Origin of the sequence: Salinicola endophyticus, from assembly GCF_040536835.1 — a bacterium.
GTDB classification, from domain to species: Bacteria; Pseudomonadota; Gammaproteobacteria; order Pseudomonadales; family Halomonadaceae; genus Salinicola; species Salinicola endophyticus_A.
The window spans coordinates 1,805,762-1,825,043 of record NZ_CP159578.1; the positions used below are offsets into that span (position 1 = coordinate 1,805,762).

The following is a 19,282-nucleotide window of genomic DNA, read 5'->3' on the forward strand; positions in this document are numbered from 1 at the left end:
GCGCAGACCTCGGCGTTGATCAGAAATTCACCAATCTGTCGCCAGCGCCGGGATGACCAGCGTGTGACGACGACATGAAACCAGTTGTCCCAAACGTTATCCACAGAAAGTGTGGATGTCTCCCCGAGAGAGGTTGGGGATGGCCAGCGAGCAACCGGACAACCGCCGCGGACGCCCGTCGTTCACGGCCCAACGATGCCTCTGCAGGACGCGGAGGCCGCTCATCGTCGCGTGGAACGAAGCCGAACCGTTATCCATTAGCCACTAAGATCACGACGACATGTTGAAAATGCGAAATGTTGCGATGGGCTGCGCCGTGGGCGCGGCGCTTTTGTTCTCCGCCGGCGTCTCGGCGCAGAGCGACCACTGGGTCAGCGACAAGCTGCCCACCTTCGTGCGCAGTGGCCCCACCGATGGCTACCGCATCGTCGGCACCCTCGACAGCGGTGACCCGGTCACGGTGTTGCAGACCCAGGGCGACTACACCCAGGTGCGCGGCCCCGATGGCGACGAAGTCTGGATCCAGTCGCGCTTCGTGCAGGACACGCCGAGCGCCCAGCAGCAGCTGCCGGCCCTGCGTGACAAGGTCGCCAGCCTGACCCAGCGCCTCGACGGCATCGACGACGAGTGGAACCAGCGCGTGGCGGACCTGCGCAGCGAACTCGCCAGCCGCCAGCAGCAGGTCGACAAGCTGCAGACGAGCAACAACCAGCTCAGCCAGGCCTACTCCCAGGCGGAGTCCAAGATGCGCAACATGCAGGCGCGTCTGGATACCCAGGAGGAGGACCTGCTGATGCGCTACTTCATGTACGGCGGCGGGGTCGCCGGCGCGGGTCTGATCCTGGGGTTGATCGTGCCGCACCTGCCGCGTCGCCGGCGCAAGCGCGACCGCTGGTTCTGAGATCGCCCGGCGGCGGCACCGAGACCTCGGGCCGGCCGATGAGGCGGTGGTGCTGAAAGGATGCGGGCGGTGACGAAAGAGAGGGCAGGGGCGGATGCAGATCGACTGGCTGAGACGCTGGCGCGAGGGGCGCATCGGGTTTCATCGCGACGCCCCGCATGCCGCTCTGGTGAATCACTGGCCGCAGCTGGGGCTGGCCCCCGGAGCCAAGGTGCTGGTGCCGCTGTGCGGCAAGAGCCACGACATGCGCTGGCTGGCGGCGCAGGCGCATCCGGTGCTGGGTGTGGAGTTGTCGCCGCTGGCGGTGGATCAGTTCATCGGCGAGGGGGCACTGCCGGCCCTGCGCTATGCCCAGGCCGGTTTCTCCTGCGTGCGGCAGGGGCGGATCGAGCTGTGGTGCGGTGACTTCTTCCGCTTCCACGTCGAGCAGGCCGCCGAACTCGCGGCCTTCTACGACCGCGCCGCGCTGATCGCGCTGCCGCGTGCCACGCGGCAGCGTTACGCCCACCATCTGGCCCAGCTGTTCCTGCCGGGTACCCAGGGGCTGCTGGTCACCCTGAGCCACGCCGACGGCGAGCAGGGGCCGCCCTACAGCGTCGACGCTGCGGAAGTCGAGCGGCTGCTGGGTCCCAACTTCGCCCTGCAGCGGCTGGATGGCCCGGGTGAACCCGACGCCAAGGGGGCCTGCGAGACGGTGTGGCATCTGCTGCGACGTGGGCCGTGCCGCTGAAGTACGATCCTTCCGACGACTCTGCTAAAGACGACGCCCGCGGCCTTTCGGCTGCGGGCGTCGTCGTCTGGTACGGCTTGTGGTGCTGCCTTCTGTGAGGCCTTCAGCGTGCCAGTAGGTTGGCCAGCTGCTGGTCGCGGAAGGTGCGATCGAGGGCGCTGCTGAGCAGCTCGCTGACCATGCGGTTGTTGGTGTCCCAGTCGGGCTTGAAGGCGTAGCTCTGCTTGCGCTTGGCGGTGTAGCGGCCGGTGTAGCTGTTGCTGCCGTTCTCCACCTTGGCGGCGATGATCGCCTGCAGCTGGGAGGCGCCGAGCAGCGGCTCGTCGGCATTGCCGCGGGCGTAGTCGAGCTCGGCCAGGGTCAGGGTCAGCGAGGGGCCGCCGGTATCCTGGGTCGTGGGGTTGAAGCCCATGCTGCGCAGCGCGTTCTCGGCCTGGGCCTGCAGCTTGGGAATCACGTCATGGGCTTCGACGGTGATGGTCGAGGTGGCCGAGGCGGTGCCGGAGCGGGTGCCGATGACGTTGTCGTCGCGGCCGTCGACCACGTTCAGGGTGACCGTCTGGCCGCTGCCGGTGTGCGGAAAGCCGCCGCTCACCTTCGGCTGTACGGAAAGGATCTGGGGGCTCTGGGCGCAGGCGGCGAGCAGGCCGAGCACCCCAAGAATCGCCACGCACTTGAGCGCAAACCACTGACGCATAACGTACCTCTCGAATTGACTGGGGGAAGACCCGCCCAGTATAGACGCCTCGGGCGCGCGCTCGTAGCGCCTCAGCCAACCGGCAGCGCGACATTCTGCGCGCCGGCGGCATCGAAGCCGTGCAGCCGGCTGGGCACGGCGAACAGCCGCCGCCCGCGGGTGATGCCCAGGCGCTCGAACTCAGCGTGGCTGACGCTCGCCAGCCACGGCTCCTCGAGCCAGTCGGCCTCGAGCTCGAGGCGCACTTCGGCGCCCACCGGCACGATCGACGCCACGGTGATCGGCAGGTGCGCCGCAGGGATGGCACGCTCGGCCAGATGCACTTCGTGGGGGCGCAGCAGCAGCTCGCGGCGCCCCGGTTCGATCCCCGGCACGCTGACGCTGGCATTGCCGCAGGTCAGCCGGCCCTCGATCACGTCGCCCTCCAGCCGGTTGACGTCACCCAGGAACTCGAACACGAAGCGATTGGCCGGCTCGCGATAGAGGGTATCCGGGGTGGCGATCTGCTCGACCCGGCCGTTACTCATCACCACCACGCGGTCGGAGAGTTCCAGCGCTTCCTCCTGGTCGTGGGTGACGAACAGGCTGGTGAAACCGAGCTCCTCGTGGAGGTGGCGTAGCCAGCGGCGCAGCTCCTGGCGCACCTTGGCATCGAGCGCGCCGAACGGCTCGTCGAGCAGCAGTACATCGGGCTTGAGCGCCAGTGCGCGGGCCAGCGCCACGCGCTGCTGCTGGCCGCCGGAGAGCTGCGCGGGGAAGCGCTCGGCGAAGGCCGAGAGCCGCACCATCTCCAAAAGCTGCATGACCCGCGTGCGGATCTCGCCGTTCGACGGGCGCTGGCGTCGCGGCAGCGCGCGCAGGCCGAAGGCGACGTTTTCGAACACGCTCATGTGGCGGAACAGGGCGTAGTGCTGGAACACGAAGCCGATCCGGCGTTCGCGCACGTGCACCTGGGTGACCTCGCGCTCGCCGAAGTGGATGCTGCCGCCATCGGCCTGCTCGAGGCCGGCGACGATGCGCAAGAGCGTGGTCTTGCCCGAACCCGAGGGGCCGAGCAGGCCGATCAGCTCGCCATCGCGGATGTCGAGGTCGATCGGCGCCAGCGCGCGGGTGGCGCCGTAGGTCTTGTCGATCTGCGAGATACGGATGCTCATGCGAGGCTCTCCCGGCGCGCCGCGCGCCATTCGAGTGCCGCCTTGGCGGCCAGGGTCAGCAGCGCCAGAAGCGCCAGCAGCGAGGCGCTGGTGAAGGCACCGACGGTATTATAGTCCTGATACAGCTGCTCCACCTGCAGCGGCAGGGTATTGGTCTGTCCGCGGATCGCCCCGGCGACCACCGAGACGGCACCGAACTCGCCCACCGCGCGGGCGTTGGTCAGGATCACGCCGTAGAGCAGAGCGTGACGAATATTGGGCAGGGTGACGCGGCGGAAGATCGTCCAGCCGGAGGCCCCCAGGGTCACCGCAGCTTCCTCCTCGCGGGCGCCCTGGGCCTGCATCAGCGGGATCAGCTCGCGGGCGACGAAGGGGCAGGTGACGAAGATCGTCACCAGCACGATGCCCGGCCAGGCGAACATGATCTGGATGTCGTAGCCGTCGAGCCAGCCGCCGAGCCAGCCATTGCGGCCGTAGAGCAGCAGATAGACCAGCCCGGCAACCACTGGTGAGACCGCGAACGGGATATCGATCAGGGTCTGCAGCAGGCGCCGCCCGGGGAAGGTGAAGCGGGTCACCAGCCATGCCAGGAAGATCCCGAACACCAGGTTGATCGGCACCGTCAGCAGCGTCACCAGCAGGGTCAGTCCGATCGCCGCCAGGGTGTAGCGGTCGCTCAGGTTCTGCCAGTAGAGGTCGATGCCTCCCATCAGCGCCTGGGCGAAGATCGCCACCAGCGGCAGTAGCAGGAACAGCGCGGTCAGCACCAGCGCTACGCCGATCAGCAGCCGGCGCACGCCGGGGGCATCACCGATACGGATCATCAGGCGCCTCCCCCATGCAGGCGGCGAATGAAGCGCCCCTGCCACAGATTGATCACCAGCAGCAGTGCCAGCGAGGTCGCCAGCACGATCGAGGCCACCGCGGCGGCGCCGGCGTAGTCGTACTCCTGCAGCTTGACGAAGATCATCAGCGAGGTGATCTCGGTCTCGAACGGCTTGCCGCCGGCGATGAAGATCACCGCGCCGAACTCGCCCAGCGAGCGCACGAAGGCCAGCCCCGTGCCGGTGACCAGGGCCGGCCACAGATGGGGCAGGATCACCCGGCGGAAGGCGTGGCCATCACGCGCGCCTAGGGTCACTGCGGCCTCGTCGACCTCGCTCGGTAGATCCTCGAGGATCGGCTGCACCGTGCGTACCACGAACGGAATACTGGTGAAGGCCATGGCCAGGGCGATGCCGACCCAGGTGTAGGCGATCGGCAGGCCCAGCGTCTCGAGCCAGCGCCCGACCCAGCCCTGGCTCGAGTAGAGCGTTGCTAGGGTGACCCCGGCGACAGCGGTGGGCAGGGCGAAGGGCAGATCCATCAGCGCGTCCACCAGACGCTTGCCGGGGAACTCGTAGCGCACCAGCACCCACGCCATTAGCAGCCCGAAGGCGGCGTTGAACAGCGCCGCCACCGCCGCGGCGAGCAAGGTCACCCGGTAGCTGGCGAGGATGCGCGGATCGCTGATCAGAAACCAGTACTGCGACAGGCTCAGCTGCGACAGCTGCCCCACCAGACTGATCAGCGGCAGCAGCAGGATCAGCGAGACGAACGTCAGCGTCACCCCCAGCGAGAGCCCGAAGCCCGGCAGGACGCGGCGGCTGGCCTGCCGGCGCAGGGTCGCGGCGATCATCGGCGCTGCAGCTGGTCCAGCTCGCCGCCGCTGGCGAAGTGGGTCTTCATCGCCTCGGGCCAGCTACCGAAGACGTCCTCGACGCGCAGCAGCTCGGTCTGTGGGAAGCGATCGCTGAATTCGGCCGCCACCGCCTCGTCGTTGACCCGGTAGTTGAAGCTGGCGAGCAGGCGCTGGGCCTCTTCGGTGTAGAGGTAGTCCAGGTAGCCCTTGGCCAGATCCAGGTTGCCGTTGCGCTCGGCGTACTCCTCGACCACCGCCACCGGGAACTCGGCCAGGATGCTCACTGGCGGCACCACCACCTCGTAGTCATCCGCGCCATATTCGTTGCGAATGTTGTTGACCTCGGACTCGAAGGTGATCAGCACGTCGCCGATGCCGCGCTCGACGAAGGTGGTGGTGGCGCCGCGACCACCGGTGTCGAACACCTCGACGTTGCCCAGGAAGCGCTTCATGTAGGCTTCGATCTTGGCCTTGTCGCCGTCGAAGGCCTGGTCGGCGTAGGCCCAGGCGGCCAGATAGGTGTAGCGGCCGTTGCCCGAGGTCTTGGGGTTGGGGAACACCAGCTCGACGTCGTCGCGCGCCAGGTCGTCCCAGTTCTCGATCTGCTTGGGGTTGCCCTTGCGCACCAGGAAGGCGGTGGTCGAGTAGTAGGGCGAGGCGTGGTTGGGATACTGCGCCTGCCAATCCTTGGCCACCAGCCCGGCGTCGGCGAGCACGTTGACGTCGGTGACCTGGTTGAAGGTCACCACGTCGGCGCGCAGGCCCTGCATGATCGAACGTGCCTGGGTCGAAGAGCCGCCGTGGGACTGCTTCACGCTCACCTGCTCGTCGTGCTGCTGCTGCCACCAGTCGATGAACTTGGGATTGACCGCGGCGAACAGCTCGCGGGCGATATCGTAGGAGGCGTTGAGCAGCTCGCGGGGCTGATCGGCCTGGGCCGGAGCGACGCTACCCAGGGCGAGAGCGAGCCCCAGGGTGGAAGCGGCGAACCAGCGGCGAGACGAAGCGAATCGGAGCATGAGGGTTCCCTGAATGGTGATGGCTTGTCGCGCGCGTAGGCACGCGGCGCTCTTATCGTATGGAGTTGTCGTATGGGTGTGCCTGCTATAGACCCGCAGGCTAAATAAACCCATATGGAATTACAATATGTCTATTTATGTCATTTGGGTATAACGATGCGCAAGCCTTCTATAAGCGCTGCAGTGCCCACCAAGGTCGCTCAATGGCCGCGGCCCAGCGCCAGCAGGCCGAGCAGAGGACCGGGCAGCAGCAGCCAGGCGAGCGACTGCCCGAGCAGGGGCAGCCACGGCAGCAGCAGGCCCAGCGAGAGCGCCGAGATGGCGAAGCCGATGGCGTTCTGCAGGGTCAGCGCGCTGCCCACCAGCGCGGCGGGGCAGGCGCGCGCCGAGAGCGCCGAGAAGTGCGGCGAGTCGATCACCGCCAGCAGGCTCCAGGCGCCGAGCAGCACGATCAGCACCGCCGTGGGCAGGGTGTCGGCGGCGAGGGCGTAGAGCGTGGCGCACAGCGCCGAGCCGGCCAGGCCCCAGCGCGCTACCGCCCGACTGCCGTGGCGCTGGCTCAGCCAGCCGCCGAGCCAGCAGCCGGGCGCGCCCACCGCGATCAGGGCGAAGCTCGAGAGTGCCGCGCCGCTCGTGGAGAGCCCGGGCAGGGCGTGCAGAAGCCATAGCGGCAGCAGCGCCCACAGCGTATAGAGCTCCCACATATGACCGAAGTAGGCGCCGGCAGCGCGGCGAAACTCAGGCAGGCGAAAGGCTGCCAGCCCACCCAGGCGTGGACGTGATGGGCGTGGACCCGGACGCGACGCTTCCCCCAGCCAGGCCACGCCGGCGCCACCGGTCACTGCCAGCAACGAGGCCAGCCACAGCGTCAGTTGCCAGCCGCCGCCCAGGTCCAGCGCCGCCAGCAGGTGCGGCATCGCGGTGCCGAGCACCAGCATGCCGACCAGCCACGCTAGCGCCGCGCCGGTGCGCTTGGGGGCCCAGCCCACCATCAGCTTCATCCCCACCGGGTAGATGCCGGCCAGCGCCATGCCGGTGATCAGGCGCAGTGCCACTGCCGGGCCCAGCCCGCCGGCATGCACGAGAGCCGCATTGCTGGCGGCACCGATCACGCAGCACACGGCGAACACCCGACTGGCGTCGCGGCGGTCGGCAAGCCCGCTGAGCCCGATCCCCAGGGTGCCGAGCAGAAAGCCCACCTGCACCGCGCCGGTGAGCCAGGCCAGGTCATCGGCATCCAGCGCCCAGGCCAGACGCAGCTCGGCGAGTAGGGCGTTGGGCGTGAACCAGAGCGAGGTGCCGAACCACTCGGCGAGGGCGATCACCAGGATCGCCAACTGCGGCCGGCGTGACATCACCGCCGGCCACGCGCGTCACGCCGGACGTGCACTCACAGCCCCATGGCGGAGGAGGTCGAGCGGCGCGGGTCGGCGCCGCCGGTGAAGGTGCCGTCGGGTTCGATCAGGATCGACTGCGCGGCGCCCATCGCCTCCTGCTGGCTGAGGGTGTGGCCCATCGCCTCGAGCAGCGCCTGGGTGTCGGGGCTGATGCCATCCTCGATGCGGATCTCGTCGGGCAGCCACTGGTGGTGGATACGCGGCGCGCTCACCGCGCTCTGGATGTTCATGCCGTGGTCGATCACGTTCATCACCACCTGCAGCGTCGTGGTGATGATGCGCGAGCCGCCGGGGCTGCCGGTGATCAGGAAGTTCTTGCCATCCTTCTTGACGATGGTCGGCGTCATCGACGACAGCATGCGCTTGCGCGGCTCGATCTTGTTGGCTTCGCCGCCGATCAGCCCATAGGCGTTGGGCGCGCCCGGCTTGGCCGAGAAGTCATCCATCTCGTTGTTGAGCAGAAAGCCGGCGCCATCGACCACGATGCCCGAGCCGTAGCTGAAGTTGATGGTATAGGTGTTGGAGACCGCCAGACCGCTGTCGTCGGCGATCGAGAAGTGCGTGGTCTCGTTGGACTCGTAGGGCAGCGGGTTGCCGGCGGCGATCTCGGCGCTCGGGGTGGCGTGGTCGAGGGGGATCTCGCCGCGCAGCTCGGCGGCGTAGGCCGGCGAGGTCAGCCCGGCCAGCGGCACGTCGACGAAATCGGGGTCGCCCAGGTATTCGGCGCGGTCGGCGTAGGCGCGCTGCATCGCCTCGGCCATCAAGTGAATGGTGCGCGCCGAGTTGAAGCCCATGGCGTGGATGTCATAGCCCTCGAGAATGTTCAGCATCTGCACGATATGCGCGCCGCCGGAGGAGGGCGGGCTCATGGCGTAGACATCGTAGCCGCGATAGTTGCCGTGCACGGGCTTGCGAATCGTGGGCTGATAGTCGGCCAGATCCTGGGCGGTCATCAGGCCCCCGTGGCGCTGCATCTCGGCGCTGATCAGGCGCGCCGTCTCGCCCTCGTAGAACTCCCGCGGGCCCTGGGCGGCGATGCGCTTGAGCGTGGCGGCGAGATCAGGCTGGCGGAACAGTTCGCCGGCCTGGTAGTTCGAGCCGTCGGGCTTGTAGAAGACCTTGCGCGTGGCGTCCCACTGCTTGAGGCGATCCTGGGCCTGTGCCAGCCCTTCGGCGAAGCGCGGCGGCACCTCGAAGCCCTCTTCGGCCAGCTTGATCGCCGGGGCCAGCGCCTCGGCCAGACTCAGGGTGCCGTACTTGTCCAGCGCCAGTGCCAGGCCGGCCACCGTGCCGGGTACGCCGGCAGCATTGTGGGTGAAGCGCGAGAGCTGCGGCACCGCCTCGCCCTGATCGTTCTGGAACATCGTCGTGTAGGCTGCCGCGGGCGCCTTTTCGCGGTAGTCGATGGCGATCACCTCATCGCGCCGCTCGTCGGAGATCAGCATGAAGCCGCCACCGCCGATATTACCCGAGCGCGGCTGGGTCACCGCCAGCGCAAAGCCGGCGGTGACCGCGGCGTCCACCGCATTGCCGCCCTTGGCGAGCACGTCGTGGGCGATTTGTGAGGCCAGATAGTGGCTGGTCGCGACCATGCCGTGTTCGCCCACCTGCGGGTGAAAACGCTCGCCCTCGAGGATCGCCGAATCGGCCTGCGCCAGTGGCGCGATGCCCAGATAGAGCGTGGAGAGCGTGATCGACAGCCAGCGCCGGGCGCGCGGACGAAAGAGTGAGGACATGGCGTAGGCTCCTTGGGCTGATCCCGTCATGGGTCTTTATCTGGGTTTTGGTCTTGTTAGGGAACCACTGCATAAATGCCTGCACGAGCGAATGGCTGCGTTACGCGGTGCTCGAACACTCGCCTAACCCCATGTTATGTCTCGTTTTCTGCACTCCGGGCGCCTTGCCCTTCATCTCGTTCGGCAATTTATTCAGCGTTTCCTTAGAGGCGGGGCCCGGGACGCTCGGCGCCGGCGGCGTTCTCCCGCTACCCGGAGGGCGCTATGCGCTCCGCGGTGTCTGGCCGAGCATAGCCCGTGGGCGCACGATCGGCTAACCGCAGCGGCGCCGAGGGCTGCTAGAATGCAGGCATACTCGAATCCATGCCCACGCCCATCACTGCCAGGACGCTGCGTCATATGCGTGATTTCAAGATTGCCCCCTCGATTCTCTCCGCCAACTTCGCCTGCCTGGGGCAGGAGGTGGACGATGTGCTGGCCTCCGGCGCCGACATGATCCACTTCGACGTGATGGACAACCACTACGTGCCCAATCTGACCATCGGCCCCATGGTGTGCGAGGCATTGCGCAAGCACGGCGTCACCGCGCCGATCGACTGCCACCTGATGGTCAAGCCGGTGGATCAGCTGATCGGCGACTTCATCGACGCCGGGGCCAGCTACGTCACCTTCCATCCGGAAGCCTCGGAGCATATCGATCGTTCGCTGCAGCTGATCAAGAGCCGTGGCTGCAAGGCCGGGCTGGTATTCAACCCGGCCACGCCGCTCTCCTATCTCGATTACGTGATGGACAAGCTCGACATGATCCTGCTGATGAGCGTCAACCCCGGCTTCGGTGGCCAGTCTTTCATTCCCGCCGCGCTCGACAAGCTGCAAGAGGCGCGGCGCCGGATCGACGCCAGTGGGCTGCCGATCCGGCTGGAGATCGATGGCGGGGTGTCGCCGCAGAACATCGCCGAGATCGCGCGTGCCGGCGCCGATACCTTCGTCTCCGGCTCGGCGATCTTCAAGGCGCGCAGCCTCGACGACCCGCACCGCTACGATGGTGTGATCGGCGAGATGCGTAGCGCCCTGGCGGCACTGGACTGAGGTGGCGAAGGTGAGTGAATGCCCGGGGGATGATGCGCCAACGGCTGCCGTGCGCCCCTGGTATCTCTATCTGATCGAGACCGCCGCCGGCGCGCTCTATACCGGCATCACCACCGACGTCGCGCGGCGCTTCGCCGAGCACAGTCGCGGCAAGGGGGCTCGCGCGCTGCGCGGGCGCGGACCGCTGACGCTGCGCCACGTCGAGCAGGTGGGGAGCCAGAGCGAGGCGCTCAAGCGGGAGGCGGCGATCAAGCGCCTGGGCGCGGCCCAGAAGCGGCGCTGGCTGGCGCAGCGCGAGGGTAATTGTCATCGAACTGTCATCATGTCCGAAACCCATGGCCCGTAGAATGTAACTATATGTTAACAAAGGGTGGTCGAGAGCATGAAGGTCGTGGCGCTGCACAACTTGAAGGGCGGAGTGGGCAAGACCTCGGCGGCGGTCAATCTGGCCCGGGAGGCCAATCTTGATCGAGTGCCGGTGCTGTTGTGGGATCTCGACGCCCAGGGGGCCTCGACCTGGGTGCTGGGCGGCGAGAGCGGGCTGAGCAAGAAGGTCTCCAAGCTGCTCGCCGGTAAGTCGCCGCTCGGCGAGCAGGTGCAGCACACCCCGTGGGAGCGCTTCGACCTGCTGCCGGCGGATATTCGCCTGCGCGAGCTGGACCGTCTGCTCGACGCCAGCGCCGACGGTGACAAGCATCTCAAGCGGCTGATCGAGCCGTTCGGCGAGGAGTACGGGCTGATGATCCTCGACTGCCCGCCGGGGCTGTCGACGCTGGCCGAGCAGCTGATCCGTGCCGCAGACCGCATCCTGGTGCCAACCATCCCCAGCCCGCTCTCGGTGCAGGCGTTCTCGCGCATGCTCGACCATCTCGATCTCAAGAAGCGCCAGCGCGAGCGGCTCTCGCCGTTCTTCAATCTGGTCGACCGGCGGCGTACCCTGCACCGCGACTGGCTCGATTCACCGCCCGCGGCCCTCGGCCGGCCCATGCGCAGTTGGATTCCCTATGCCAGCGACGTCGAACGCATGAGTCTCGAATGCCAGCCGCTGGCCGACCTGGCGCCGCGCAGCCGAGCGACCCTGGCCTACCGTCAGCTGTGGCGAGAGCTCAAGGCCGATCTCGACGCCTGAGGCGCGGCATCGGGTGCCATAAGCCAAGGCGCGGCATCGGGCGCCATGGACAAGGCGCGGCGTCGGGGGCCATGGATAAGACGCGCTCAGGCCTCGTCCAGCGCCTGCAGCACCCTCGCCACCGCCTCGGCGCCGGGGTCGGTTACCCCCTGCAGGGCGCTCTCCGGTAGATAGGCAGAACGCCCGGCGCGGGCTTGCGCCATCGTCGCCGTAGCCTCGGCACCTTCCCGCGCGCGCTCGGCCGCCTTGGTCAGATCGCCGCCTTCGCGCAGTGCGTCCACCGCCGGTATCAGCGCATCGAGCAGGGTGCGGTCGCCCTGCGCCGCGCCGCCGTAGCGCTGCATGCGCTCGATGCCCACCGCCAGTGCCGCGGCGAGATCGTCGTTCTCGGCCAGCTTGGCCCCCGCCGCGGTGAACAGGATCGATAGCAGCACACCGCTGGAGCCGCCCATGTCACGGGCCAGGCAGGCACCGATGCCAGCGAACAGCGCCCCGGGTCGAGCGCTCTCCAGTTGGCCGGCATCGAGACGCCGGGCGACGGCCTCGGCGCCGCTGGCCAGGCTGGTACCGGCATCGCCGTCGCCGCTGCGGGCATCCAGGTCGTCGAGGGCCTGGCGCGACTCCGTCAGTACCGCGATCGCCGCGCGCAGCAGGGTCTCCACCGTGGCGTCGCGCTCGACATGCTCGGGCACCGGCGTCTCGCTGACCTGGGGCGTGAAGCGGGCCGGCGCACGCGGCGTGCGCAGCCCCGGCCAGGCGGGCGCGTCGGTCGGCGCGGCGAGGGCGTCGAAGAGATCGTCGTCGGCCGCCACCAGGGTGATCGAGAAGCCCTGCATGTCGAGCGAGGTCATCAGCGCCGCCGGCCCGATCACCCCGGAGAGCGCGAGTCCGCGGCGGTTGACCAGCAGGCTGGCGGCGAGCACCTGCATCTCCTGTTCGGCGGCGCCGCCCAGATTGTTGAGCAGGGCGACGTAGGGCGCTGCGTAGCCGCGCGCGGCGAGGGTCTCGGTGAGCGGTGCCAGCAGGGTCTCCACCGCCTCGCTGGCACTCTCCGGATCGACCCGGCGCACGCCGCTCTCGTTGTGGATGCCCAGGCCCAGCTCGGGGGCGCAGGGGGCTTTCGCCTCGCCCGGGCGGGCGGCGTGGGAGAGCGCCAGCCCCAGCGAGGCGATCCGCGGCAGGGCGGCCTCGACGCGCTCGCTCAAGGTCTCCAGCGGTATCTGCTGCGCCGCCAGCCAGCCGGCCAGCTTGTGCACGATCAGCGTGCCGGCGATGCCGCGCGGCTGGGGGGAGTCGGGCAGGGCGATATCGTCGCCGACGATCACCATCGACACCGCCAGGCCCTCCTGGCGCGCCTGCTCGGCGGCGAGGCCGAAATTGAGCCGGTCGCCGGTGTAGTTCTTGACGATCAGCAGACAGCCGGCTGCGCCGCACACCTCGCGAATCGCGGCGAGCACCGCATCGACACTGGGCGAGGCGAACAGCCCGCCGACCACCGCGCCGGTCAGCATGCCCTCGCCGATGAAGCCGGCATGTGCCGGTTCGTGGCCGCCGCCACCGCCGGAGAGCAGGGCGACCTGGTCACGCCCGTGGTGCTCGCGATCCCAGTCGGCGCGGACCAGAATGCGCAGATGCTGGCTGGGCTCGGCGATACGCACATCCGTCAGTGCACTGACGCCGGCAAGGACGTCATCGATCAGGGTGTCGGCGGCGTTGTAGAAATGCTGCATGAGGCACTCCGGCGGTGGCTGGCCCGGTGACGATGGCCGAGATGAACAGTGAAGGAAGCGGGGTGCCGCCAACCGCTATCGCGCTGGCTGGGTGGCGGGGTCGCCCGCTCAGACCCCGAGGTTAGCCCAGATAGCCATGTGCTTCGAGCACCCGCCGCCGAATCGGAATGCGCACGGGCGACTTCGATGGCGAGACCGAAACCTGTATGCTTAGCCAGTCCATTGGCTATTCACCACTCGCTACAGATTACGCGCTACGCATCACTCGCTACTGGCCACCCTCATTACGCGATACTTCTCTATGGCGTTGCCCACGCTCGACGACCCGTTCTACTACCTGGCCAATTTCCACACCGTGCTCGACTGGCTCGGGTCGCGTTACGCCGATCTGCTGTCGGCCGAGGAGCGCGACTTCATCGCCGCCTTCGAAGCGCTGCCGCGCGCATCGCGGGCGCTGCTGGTGCGTATGGTGATGCGCAAGGGCGTCGACTTTCGTGCCAGCCGGCTGCGCTACGCCGAGATCGGCGATACCCGGGCGGCGGCGGCGCCGCTGATCGCCGCCGGCTGGGTCGAGACCGATGCCGAGCTGGAGCTGGCGGCACTCTTCACACTGGCGACCAAGGGCGAGCTTGCCGCCGACCTGGCGCCGTGGCTGGCCGAGCTGGGGCTTTCGCGCAGCGCGGGCAAGGCCGCCTGGTGCGCGGCCCTGGCGGCCGAGTCGCCGGCGCCGCGAGCGCTGCCGGCGTGGCTACCGAGCCTCGACGACACGCACTATCGCCTGACCGTCGATGCCCTCGGCGAGCGCTTCCGGCTGATGTTCTTCGGTAACCTGCGCCAGCAGTGGTCGGAGTTCGTGCTCGCCGATCTGGGCATCTACCGTTTCGAGTCCGTCTCCCTGGCGGCATCGTCTCGGGCCTTCTCGCGCCGCGACGAGCTGGAGGCCTACCACCATCTGCATCGCTGCCGCGAGCGCTTCGACGCCGACGAGCCGCTGGCTGACCTGCTCGCCGAGATCCCGCGTGAGCCCTTCGACAACCCCTGGCTGGAGCGGCGCCGTGGCCGGCTGCTCTACAAGTTCGCCTATCGCAGCGAGCGCCAGGGCGAGCTGCGCCAGGCGCTGGCGCTCTACCATGACAGCGCGGCGCCGGAAGCGCGCCTGCGCCGCATTCGGGTGCTCGAACGCCTGGCACGCTTCGACGAGGCCTGGGCGCTGGCCCGGTGCGCCGAGAACGCCCCGGTGAGTGCCGCCGAGACCCAGGCGCTGGGGCGCATCGTGCCGCGTCTGCGGCGCAAGCTGGGGCTGCCGCGGGGCGCCGCCGCGGCGCCGGCCGAGCCCGAGCGCATCATGCTGACGCTGCCGCGCAGTGGCTGGGTCGAGGGCGCAGTGGCGGCACACCTGAGTCGTGACCAGGCGCCGGTGATCTATGTCGAGAACACCCTGATCAACGCGCTCTTCGGGCTGCTCTGCTGGGAGGCGATCTTCGCGCCGCTGCCCGGCGCCTTCTTCCACCCGTTCCACAGTGGGCCGGCGGATCTCTTCGACGAGGACTTCCACGCCCGGCGCCAGGCGCTGTTCGCGGCCTGCTTGGCTGCGCTGGAGCGTGGCGACTACGCCGACATCGTGCGCCGGCGTTTTCGCGACAAGCACGGCATCCAGTCACCGTTCGTCGCCTGGGGCGCGCTCGACGAGCGCACCCTGGCGTTGGCGTTGACGTGCATCCCCGCGCGCCACCTGCGGCTGTGGTTCGAGCGTCTGCTTGGCGATATTCGTGCCAATCGTGCCGGTATGCCGGACCTGATCCAGTTCTGGCCGGACGAAGCACGCTACCGCATGATCGAGGTGAAGGGCCCAGGGGATCGCCTGCAGGACAACCAGAAGCGCTGGCTCGCCTTCTGCGCCGAGCACGCCATGCCGGTCAGCGTCTGCTACGTCAGTTGGGACGAGGGCGGAGATGAGCGGGAGCGCCAGGACGCGCAGGGCGACGAGGGGCAACCGCAGGGGGCGGTGATAGAGGATGCCGGAGCGCCGCCGAATAGCGCGGCGGGCGGGAACCCGGCGTGAGCTACCGGATCGCGGTGCGCGCGCTGTGTGAGTTCTCGGCCAAGGCGGGCGATCTCGATCTGCGCTTCACGCCATCGCCCTCGGCCCAGGAGGGCATTGCCGGCCACCGGGTGGTGAGCGAGCGCCGCGGCGAGCGCTACGAGCGCGAGGTGGCGCTCGCCGGGCACTATGCGCATCTCGAGGTGCGCGGGCGCGCCGACGGCTATGACCCCGACGCCAACCGGCTCGAGGAGATCAAGACCCACCGCGGCGATCTGGCGCGCCAGCCGGCCAACCAGCGCGCCCTGCACTGGGCCCAGGCGCAGGTCTACGGCCATCTGCTGTGCCTGGCGCGTGGGCTCGACCAGCTCACCGTGACCCTGGTCTATTTCGATATCGCCAGCCAGCGCGAGACGCCGCTCAGCCAGCATTGCAGCGCGTATGAGCTGCGCGAGGTGTTCGAGACCCACTGTCAGCGCTTTCTGGCCTGGGCCCAGCAGGAACTGGCGCATCGGCGGCGGCGAGACGCGGCGCTGATGGCGCTGAACTTCCCGTTCGCCGACTTCCGCGCCGGCCAGCGCGAGCTGGCGGAGGCGGTCTACAAGGCCACCCATACCCGGCGCTGGCTGCTGCTGCAGGCGCCCACCGGCATCGGCAAGACGCTGGGGACGCTGTTCCCGATGCTCAAGGCGATGCCCGGCGAACCGCTCGACCGGGTCTTCTTCCTCACCGCGCGCAATACCGGCCAGCAGCTGGCGCTGGAAGCCCTCGCGCAGCTCGGCGCCCGCCCGCCTGCCGAATCCGCCGCCGACACCCAGGCGTTGGCGCCGGTCCCTGCCGAGCCGCCCTCGGGTGACGCCGCCGCGGCGCTACCGCTGCGGGTGCTCACGCTGACCGCGCGGGAGAAGGCCTGCGAGCACCCCGACAAGGCGTGCCACGGTGAGGCGTGTCCGCTCGCCGCGGGCTTCTACGACCGCCTGCCGGCGGCACGCTCGGCGGCTGCCGAGCGCGGCTGGCTCGACCGCGCCGGCCTGCGCACGGTGGCCCTCGAGCATCAGGTCTGCCCCTACTACTTGGGCCAGGAGATGTCGCGCTGGACCGATGTGGTGGTCGCCGACGTCAATTACTACTTCGATCTGCACGCCCAGCTCTACGCGCTGACGCTGCAGCAGCAGTGGCAGGTGGGCATTCTGGTGGACGAGGCGCACAACCTGGTCGAGCGCGGTCGCGGCATGTATACCGCGACGCTCGATCACGCCGCCTTCCGGCGCCTGGGGCCGCAGCTGCCGGCGCCGCTCAAGCGGCCGCTGGCGCGGGTCGCCACGGCCTGGCAGGCATTGGCGGAGCAGCTGGACGACGCCCACGGCGATCGCGATTACCGCGTGCTCGAGAGCCTGCCGGGCAAGCTGGTCGCGGCGCTGCAGCAGGCGGTGTCGCGAATCGTCGAGTATCAGAGCGAGCAGCCGATCGCGCTGGACGGCGAGCTGCAACGCTTCTCCTTCGAGGCCCAGCATCTGTGCCGCGTGGCCGAGACGTTCGGTAGCCACTCGCTGTGCGACCTGACCCGGCAGCCGGCGCGCGGACGCCAGCGCCGCGCCGGGGCGACGCTGACCCTGCGCAACGTGGTGCCGGCGCCGTTTCTGGCCGCGCGCTTCGCCGCCGCCCATGGCGGCACGCTGTTCTCCGCCACGCTCTCGCCCCAGAGCTATTTCCGCGACCTGCTCGGGGTGCCCGACACCGCACCCTGGCTGGCGCTGGGCTCGCCGTTCGCCGCCGGCCAGCTCGAGGTCAGCATCGCCACCCGACTATCGACCCGCTACGCCCATCGTGAGGCGTCGCTCGATCCGCTGGTAGCGCGCATTGCCGCGCGTTTCCATCAGCGGCGCGGCAACTATCTCGCCTTCTTCTCGAGCTTCGCCTATCTGGAGCAGGTCGCCGAGCGCCTGGCCGAGCGTCATCCAGAGGTGGTGCAGTGGCGCCAGGCGGCGCGCATGGATGACGCTGCCCGGGCCAGCTTTCTGGCGCGTTTCGAAAGCGATGGGGCAGGGGTCGGCTTTGCCGTGCTCGGTGGGATCTTCGGCGAGGGCATCGATCTGCCCGGCGAACGGCTGATCGGGGCCTTCGTCGCGACGCTGGGGTTGCCCCAGGTCAATCCGGTCAACGAGCAGATGCGCGAACGGCTGCAGGCGCTGCTCGGCAACGGCTACGACTACGCCTACTTCTATCCCGGCATGCAGAAGGTGGTGCAGGCCGCCGGGCGGGTGATCCGCACCGCCAGCGACCGTGGCGTCATCGAGCTGCTCGACGACCGTTTCGCCCAGCCGCGGGCGCGGGCACTGCTACCGGCCTGGTGGCCCGAGCCCCGGCTCGACTGAATGAGCGCGGGGCACACCCTCCACCCTCTCAGTGCAGTTTCATCTTGGGCCGCAGGTAGCGGTTGAGCCCATCCACCACCACCGTCATACCGGTCTTGAACAGGCCGTGGATCGCCATCTGGTGCATGCGGTAGAGCGACGCGTAGAACAGCTTCGCCAGCCGGCCCTCGATGAACAGACTGCGCGCCGAGGTGCCGCGCATCAGACTGCCGACCGCCTCGAAGTGGGCCAGCGAGATCAGCGAGCCGCGGTCGTGGTAGACGAACGGCTTGAGCGGCTTGCCGGCCATCGCCGCGCGCAGGTTGTGGTAGCAGTGGGTCGCCTGCTGATGAGCCGCCTGGGCCCGCGGCGGCACCCGTTTGTCGTCGGCCTGGGGGCAGGCGGCGCAGTCGCCGAAGGCGAAGATGCGCTCGTCGTCGAGACTCTGCAAGGTCTGATGCACCTTGACCTGGTGATTGCGCTCGGTGGCGAGGCCCAGCTCGGAGAGGAAGGCCGGGGCGCGGATACCCGCGGCCCACACGCTCAGATCGGTCGCAAGCGGTTCGCCATCGGCGGTGATGAAGCCGTGATCGTTGGCCTCGGTGACCCGCGTGTCGACATGGATCTTGACCCCCAGGCGCTCGAGCTCGCCGTGCACCGCGCGGCTGATGCGCTCGGGCAGCGCCGGCAGCACCCGCGGTGCGGCTTCGATCAGGTGCACCTCGAGCTTGCCGCTGTCGAGGGCGGTGAAGCCGTAGCTGTGCAGCATCTTCGAGGCGCCGAACAGCTCCGCCGCGAGTTCGACCCCGGTGGCCCCGGCGCCGACCAGGCCGACGGTCAGCTTGGGATGGGTGCGCCGCTCCGGATCGCTGTAGCGCAGGAAGGTGTTGAGCATGTGGCGGCGGAAGTTCTCCGCCTGCTGCGGACTGTCGATGAAGTGGCAGTGCTCGGCCACGCCGGGGGTGCCGAAGTCGTTGGAGACGCTGCCCACCGACAGGACCAGGTAGTCGTAGGTGAGCTTGCGTGCCGGCAGCACCACGACGTCGTCGGCGTCATGAATCGGTTCGAGGGTGATGGTGCGGGCGTCGCGGTCGATGCCGCTCAGGGTGCCGCGCTGAAAGCGGTAGCCGTTGTGCTTAGAGTGGCCCTGATAGGAGACCTCGTCGAGACCCGAGTCGAGGGTGCCGGTGGCGACCTCGTGCAACAGCGGTTTCCAGATATGGGTGGGGTTGCGGTCGACGAGTACGATGTCGGCGCGCTGGCGTTTGCCCAGCTTGCGGCCCAGGCGGGTCGCGAGCTCGAGGCCGCCGGCACCGCCACCGACCACCACGATACGCGGTGTGGTCATGACAGAAGACTCCTTGCGGATACGATGAAAACGAAGGGAAAAGGGGCTGCGCTGGTGTCGAGCGACGTCGCTGCCGGGCGGCCGGGGCCGAGACGGTGTGCGAGCGCGGGATGAAGCAGGATGACGCGATCCGTGGCCGAGGAGATGACGCGAAGGGTTGCAGCAGGGATCACAGTCACGAAAAGGCCGGTCGACTCGACGAAAGTATAGCCGGTAGGATACGCCCATCGCTGCCGCTTGGCACCCGCGAAAGGTGCTCCGGCGCTGCCATTGGAG

At 68.7% G+C, this 19,282-nt stretch carries 16 protein-coding genes; 7 read left to right on the forward strand and 9 right to left on the reverse strand.

What is annotated here, in order from left to right:
• Nucleotides 1–289 precede the first annotated feature (289 nt).
• Both ABV408_RS08200 and ABV408_RS08205 read left to right on the forward strand, forming a co-directional pair.
• Nucleotides 290–901, forward strand: a complete 612-nt coding sequence (locus ABV408_RS08200; RefSeq protein WP_353981921.1) for a TIGR04211 family SH3 domain-containing protein — start codon at nucleotides 290–292, stop codon at nucleotides 899–901.
• 94 nt (nucleotides 902–995) lie between these two features.
• Nucleotides 996–1,631, forward strand: coding sequence for a thiopurine S-methyltransferase (locus ABV408_RS08205; protein ID WP_353981922.1), 636 nt, complete (start codon nucleotides 996–998; stop codon nucleotides 1,629–1,631).
• A 103-nt stretch (nucleotides 1,632–1,734) separates the two neighbouring features.
• Here ABV408_RS08205 and ABV408_RS08210 read toward each other — a convergent pair whose 3' ends face one another.
• The 7 genes from ABV408_RS08210 to ggt all read right to left on the reverse strand — a co-directional run bounded on the left by ABV408_RS08210 (nucleotide 1,735) and on the right by ggt (nucleotide 9,315).
• Nucleotides 1,735–2,328: a YajG family lipoprotein gene (locus ABV408_RS08210; protein WP_353981923.1), complete on the reverse strand. Its 594-nt coding sequence runs from the start codon at nucleotides 2,326–2,328 to the stop codon at nucleotides 1,735–1,737.
• Between the two features lie 71 nt (nucleotides 2,329–2,399).
• Nucleotides 2,400–3,482, reverse strand: a complete 1,083-nt coding sequence (locus ABV408_RS08215; RefSeq protein WP_353981924.1) for a TOBE-like domain-containing protein — start codon at nucleotides 3,480–3,482, stop codon at nucleotides 2,400–2,402.
• Nucleotides 3,479–4,306 carry a sulfate ABC transporter permease subunit CysW gene (cysW, locus tag ABV408_RS08220; protein ID WP_353981925.1) on the reverse strand — a complete coding sequence of 276 codons (828 nt, stop codon included), beginning with the start codon at nucleotides 4,304–4,306 and terminating at the stop codon, nucleotides 3,479–3,481. Before cysW ends, ABV408_RS08215 begins: the two co-directional genes overlap by 4 nt.
• The gene (gene cysT / locus ABV408_RS08225; protein WP_353981926.1) at nucleotides 4,306–5,160 is read right to left on the reverse strand and encodes a sulfate ABC transporter permease subunit CysT; all 855 of its coding nucleotides are present in this window, start codon (nucleotides 5,158–5,160) and stop codon (nucleotides 4,306–4,308) included. The genes cysW and cysT overlap by 1 nt, the downstream gene beginning before the upstream one ends.
• Complete coding sequence (gene cysP, locus ABV408_RS08230; protein WP_353981927.1) at nucleotides 5,157–6,182, reverse strand: thiosulfate ABC transporter substrate-binding protein CysP; 1,026 nt, start codon at nucleotides 6,180–6,182, stop codon at nucleotides 5,157–5,159. Before cysP ends, cysT begins: the two co-directional genes overlap by 4 nt.
• Nucleotides 6,183–6,382: 200 nt before the next feature.
• A complete protein-coding gene (locus tag ABV408_RS08235; protein WP_353981928.1) occupies nucleotides 6,383–7,537 on the reverse strand; it encodes an MFS transporter in 1,155 nt (384 codons plus the stop codon).
• Nucleotides 7,538–7,572: 35 nt separating this feature from the next.
• Nucleotides 7,573–9,315: a gamma-glutamyltransferase gene (gene ggt, locus ABV408_RS08240; protein WP_353981929.1), complete on the reverse strand. Its 1,743-nt coding sequence runs from the start codon at nucleotides 9,313–9,315 to the stop codon at nucleotides 7,573–7,575.
• A 399-nt stretch (nucleotides 9,316–9,714) separates the two neighbouring features.
• On the opposite strand from ggt, the gene rpe reads away from it, so the two are divergent.
• From rpe to ABV408_RS08255, 3 genes are read left to right on the forward strand one after another with little or no spacing between them, the layout of a single operon-like run.
• On the forward strand, nucleotides 9,715–10,404 hold the full coding sequence (gene rpe, locus ABV408_RS08245) for a ribulose-phosphate 3-epimerase (protein WP_035469669.1): 690 nt from the start codon (nucleotides 9,715–9,717) through the stop codon (nucleotides 10,402–10,404).
• 10 nt (nucleotides 10,405–10,414) lie between these two features.
• On the forward strand, nucleotides 10,415–10,750 hold the full coding sequence (locus ABV408_RS08250; protein WP_353981930.1) for a GIY-YIG nuclease family protein: 336 nt from the start codon (nucleotides 10,415–10,417) through the stop codon (nucleotides 10,748–10,750).
• Nucleotides 10,751–10,786: 36 nt separating this feature from the next.
• Nucleotides 10,787–11,533 carry a ParA family protein gene (locus ABV408_RS08255; protein WP_106420399.1) on the forward strand — a complete coding sequence of 249 codons (747 nt, stop codon included), beginning with the start codon at nucleotides 10,787–10,789 and terminating at the stop codon, nucleotides 11,531–11,533.
• A gap of 86 nt (nucleotides 11,534–11,619) precedes the next feature.
• On the opposite strand, the gene ABV408_RS08260 is transcribed toward ABV408_RS08255, so the two are convergent.
• Nucleotides 11,620–13,263, reverse strand: a complete 1,644-nt coding sequence (locus ABV408_RS08260) for a dihydroxyacetone kinase subunit DhaK (RefSeq protein WP_353981931.1) — start codon at nucleotides 13,261–13,263, stop codon at nucleotides 11,620–11,622.
• Between the two features lie 301 nt (nucleotides 13,264–13,564).
• On the opposite strand from ABV408_RS08260, the gene ABV408_RS08265 reads away from it, so the two are divergent.
• Nucleotides 13,565–15,325: a VRR-NUC domain-containing protein gene (locus ABV408_RS08265; protein WP_353981932.1), complete on the forward strand. Its 1,761-nt coding sequence runs from the start codon at nucleotides 13,565–13,567 to the stop codon at nucleotides 15,323–15,325.
• Nucleotides 15,322–17,679: an ATP-dependent DNA helicase gene (locus ABV408_RS08270; protein ID WP_353981933.1), complete on the forward strand. Its 2,358-nt coding sequence runs from the start codon at nucleotides 15,322–15,324 to the stop codon at nucleotides 17,677–17,679. Before ABV408_RS08265 ends, ABV408_RS08270 begins: the two co-directional genes overlap by 4 nt.
• A 28-nt stretch (nucleotides 17,680–17,707) precedes the next feature.
• Here ABV408_RS08270 and ABV408_RS08275 read toward each other — a convergent pair whose 3' ends face one another.
• Nucleotides 17,708–19,006: an NAD(P)/FAD-dependent oxidoreductase gene (locus ABV408_RS08275; RefSeq protein ID WP_353981934.1), complete on the reverse strand. Its 1,299-nt coding sequence runs from the start codon at nucleotides 19,004–19,006 to the stop codon at nucleotides 17,708–17,710.
• Nucleotides 19,007–19,282: the final 276 nt, after the last annotated feature.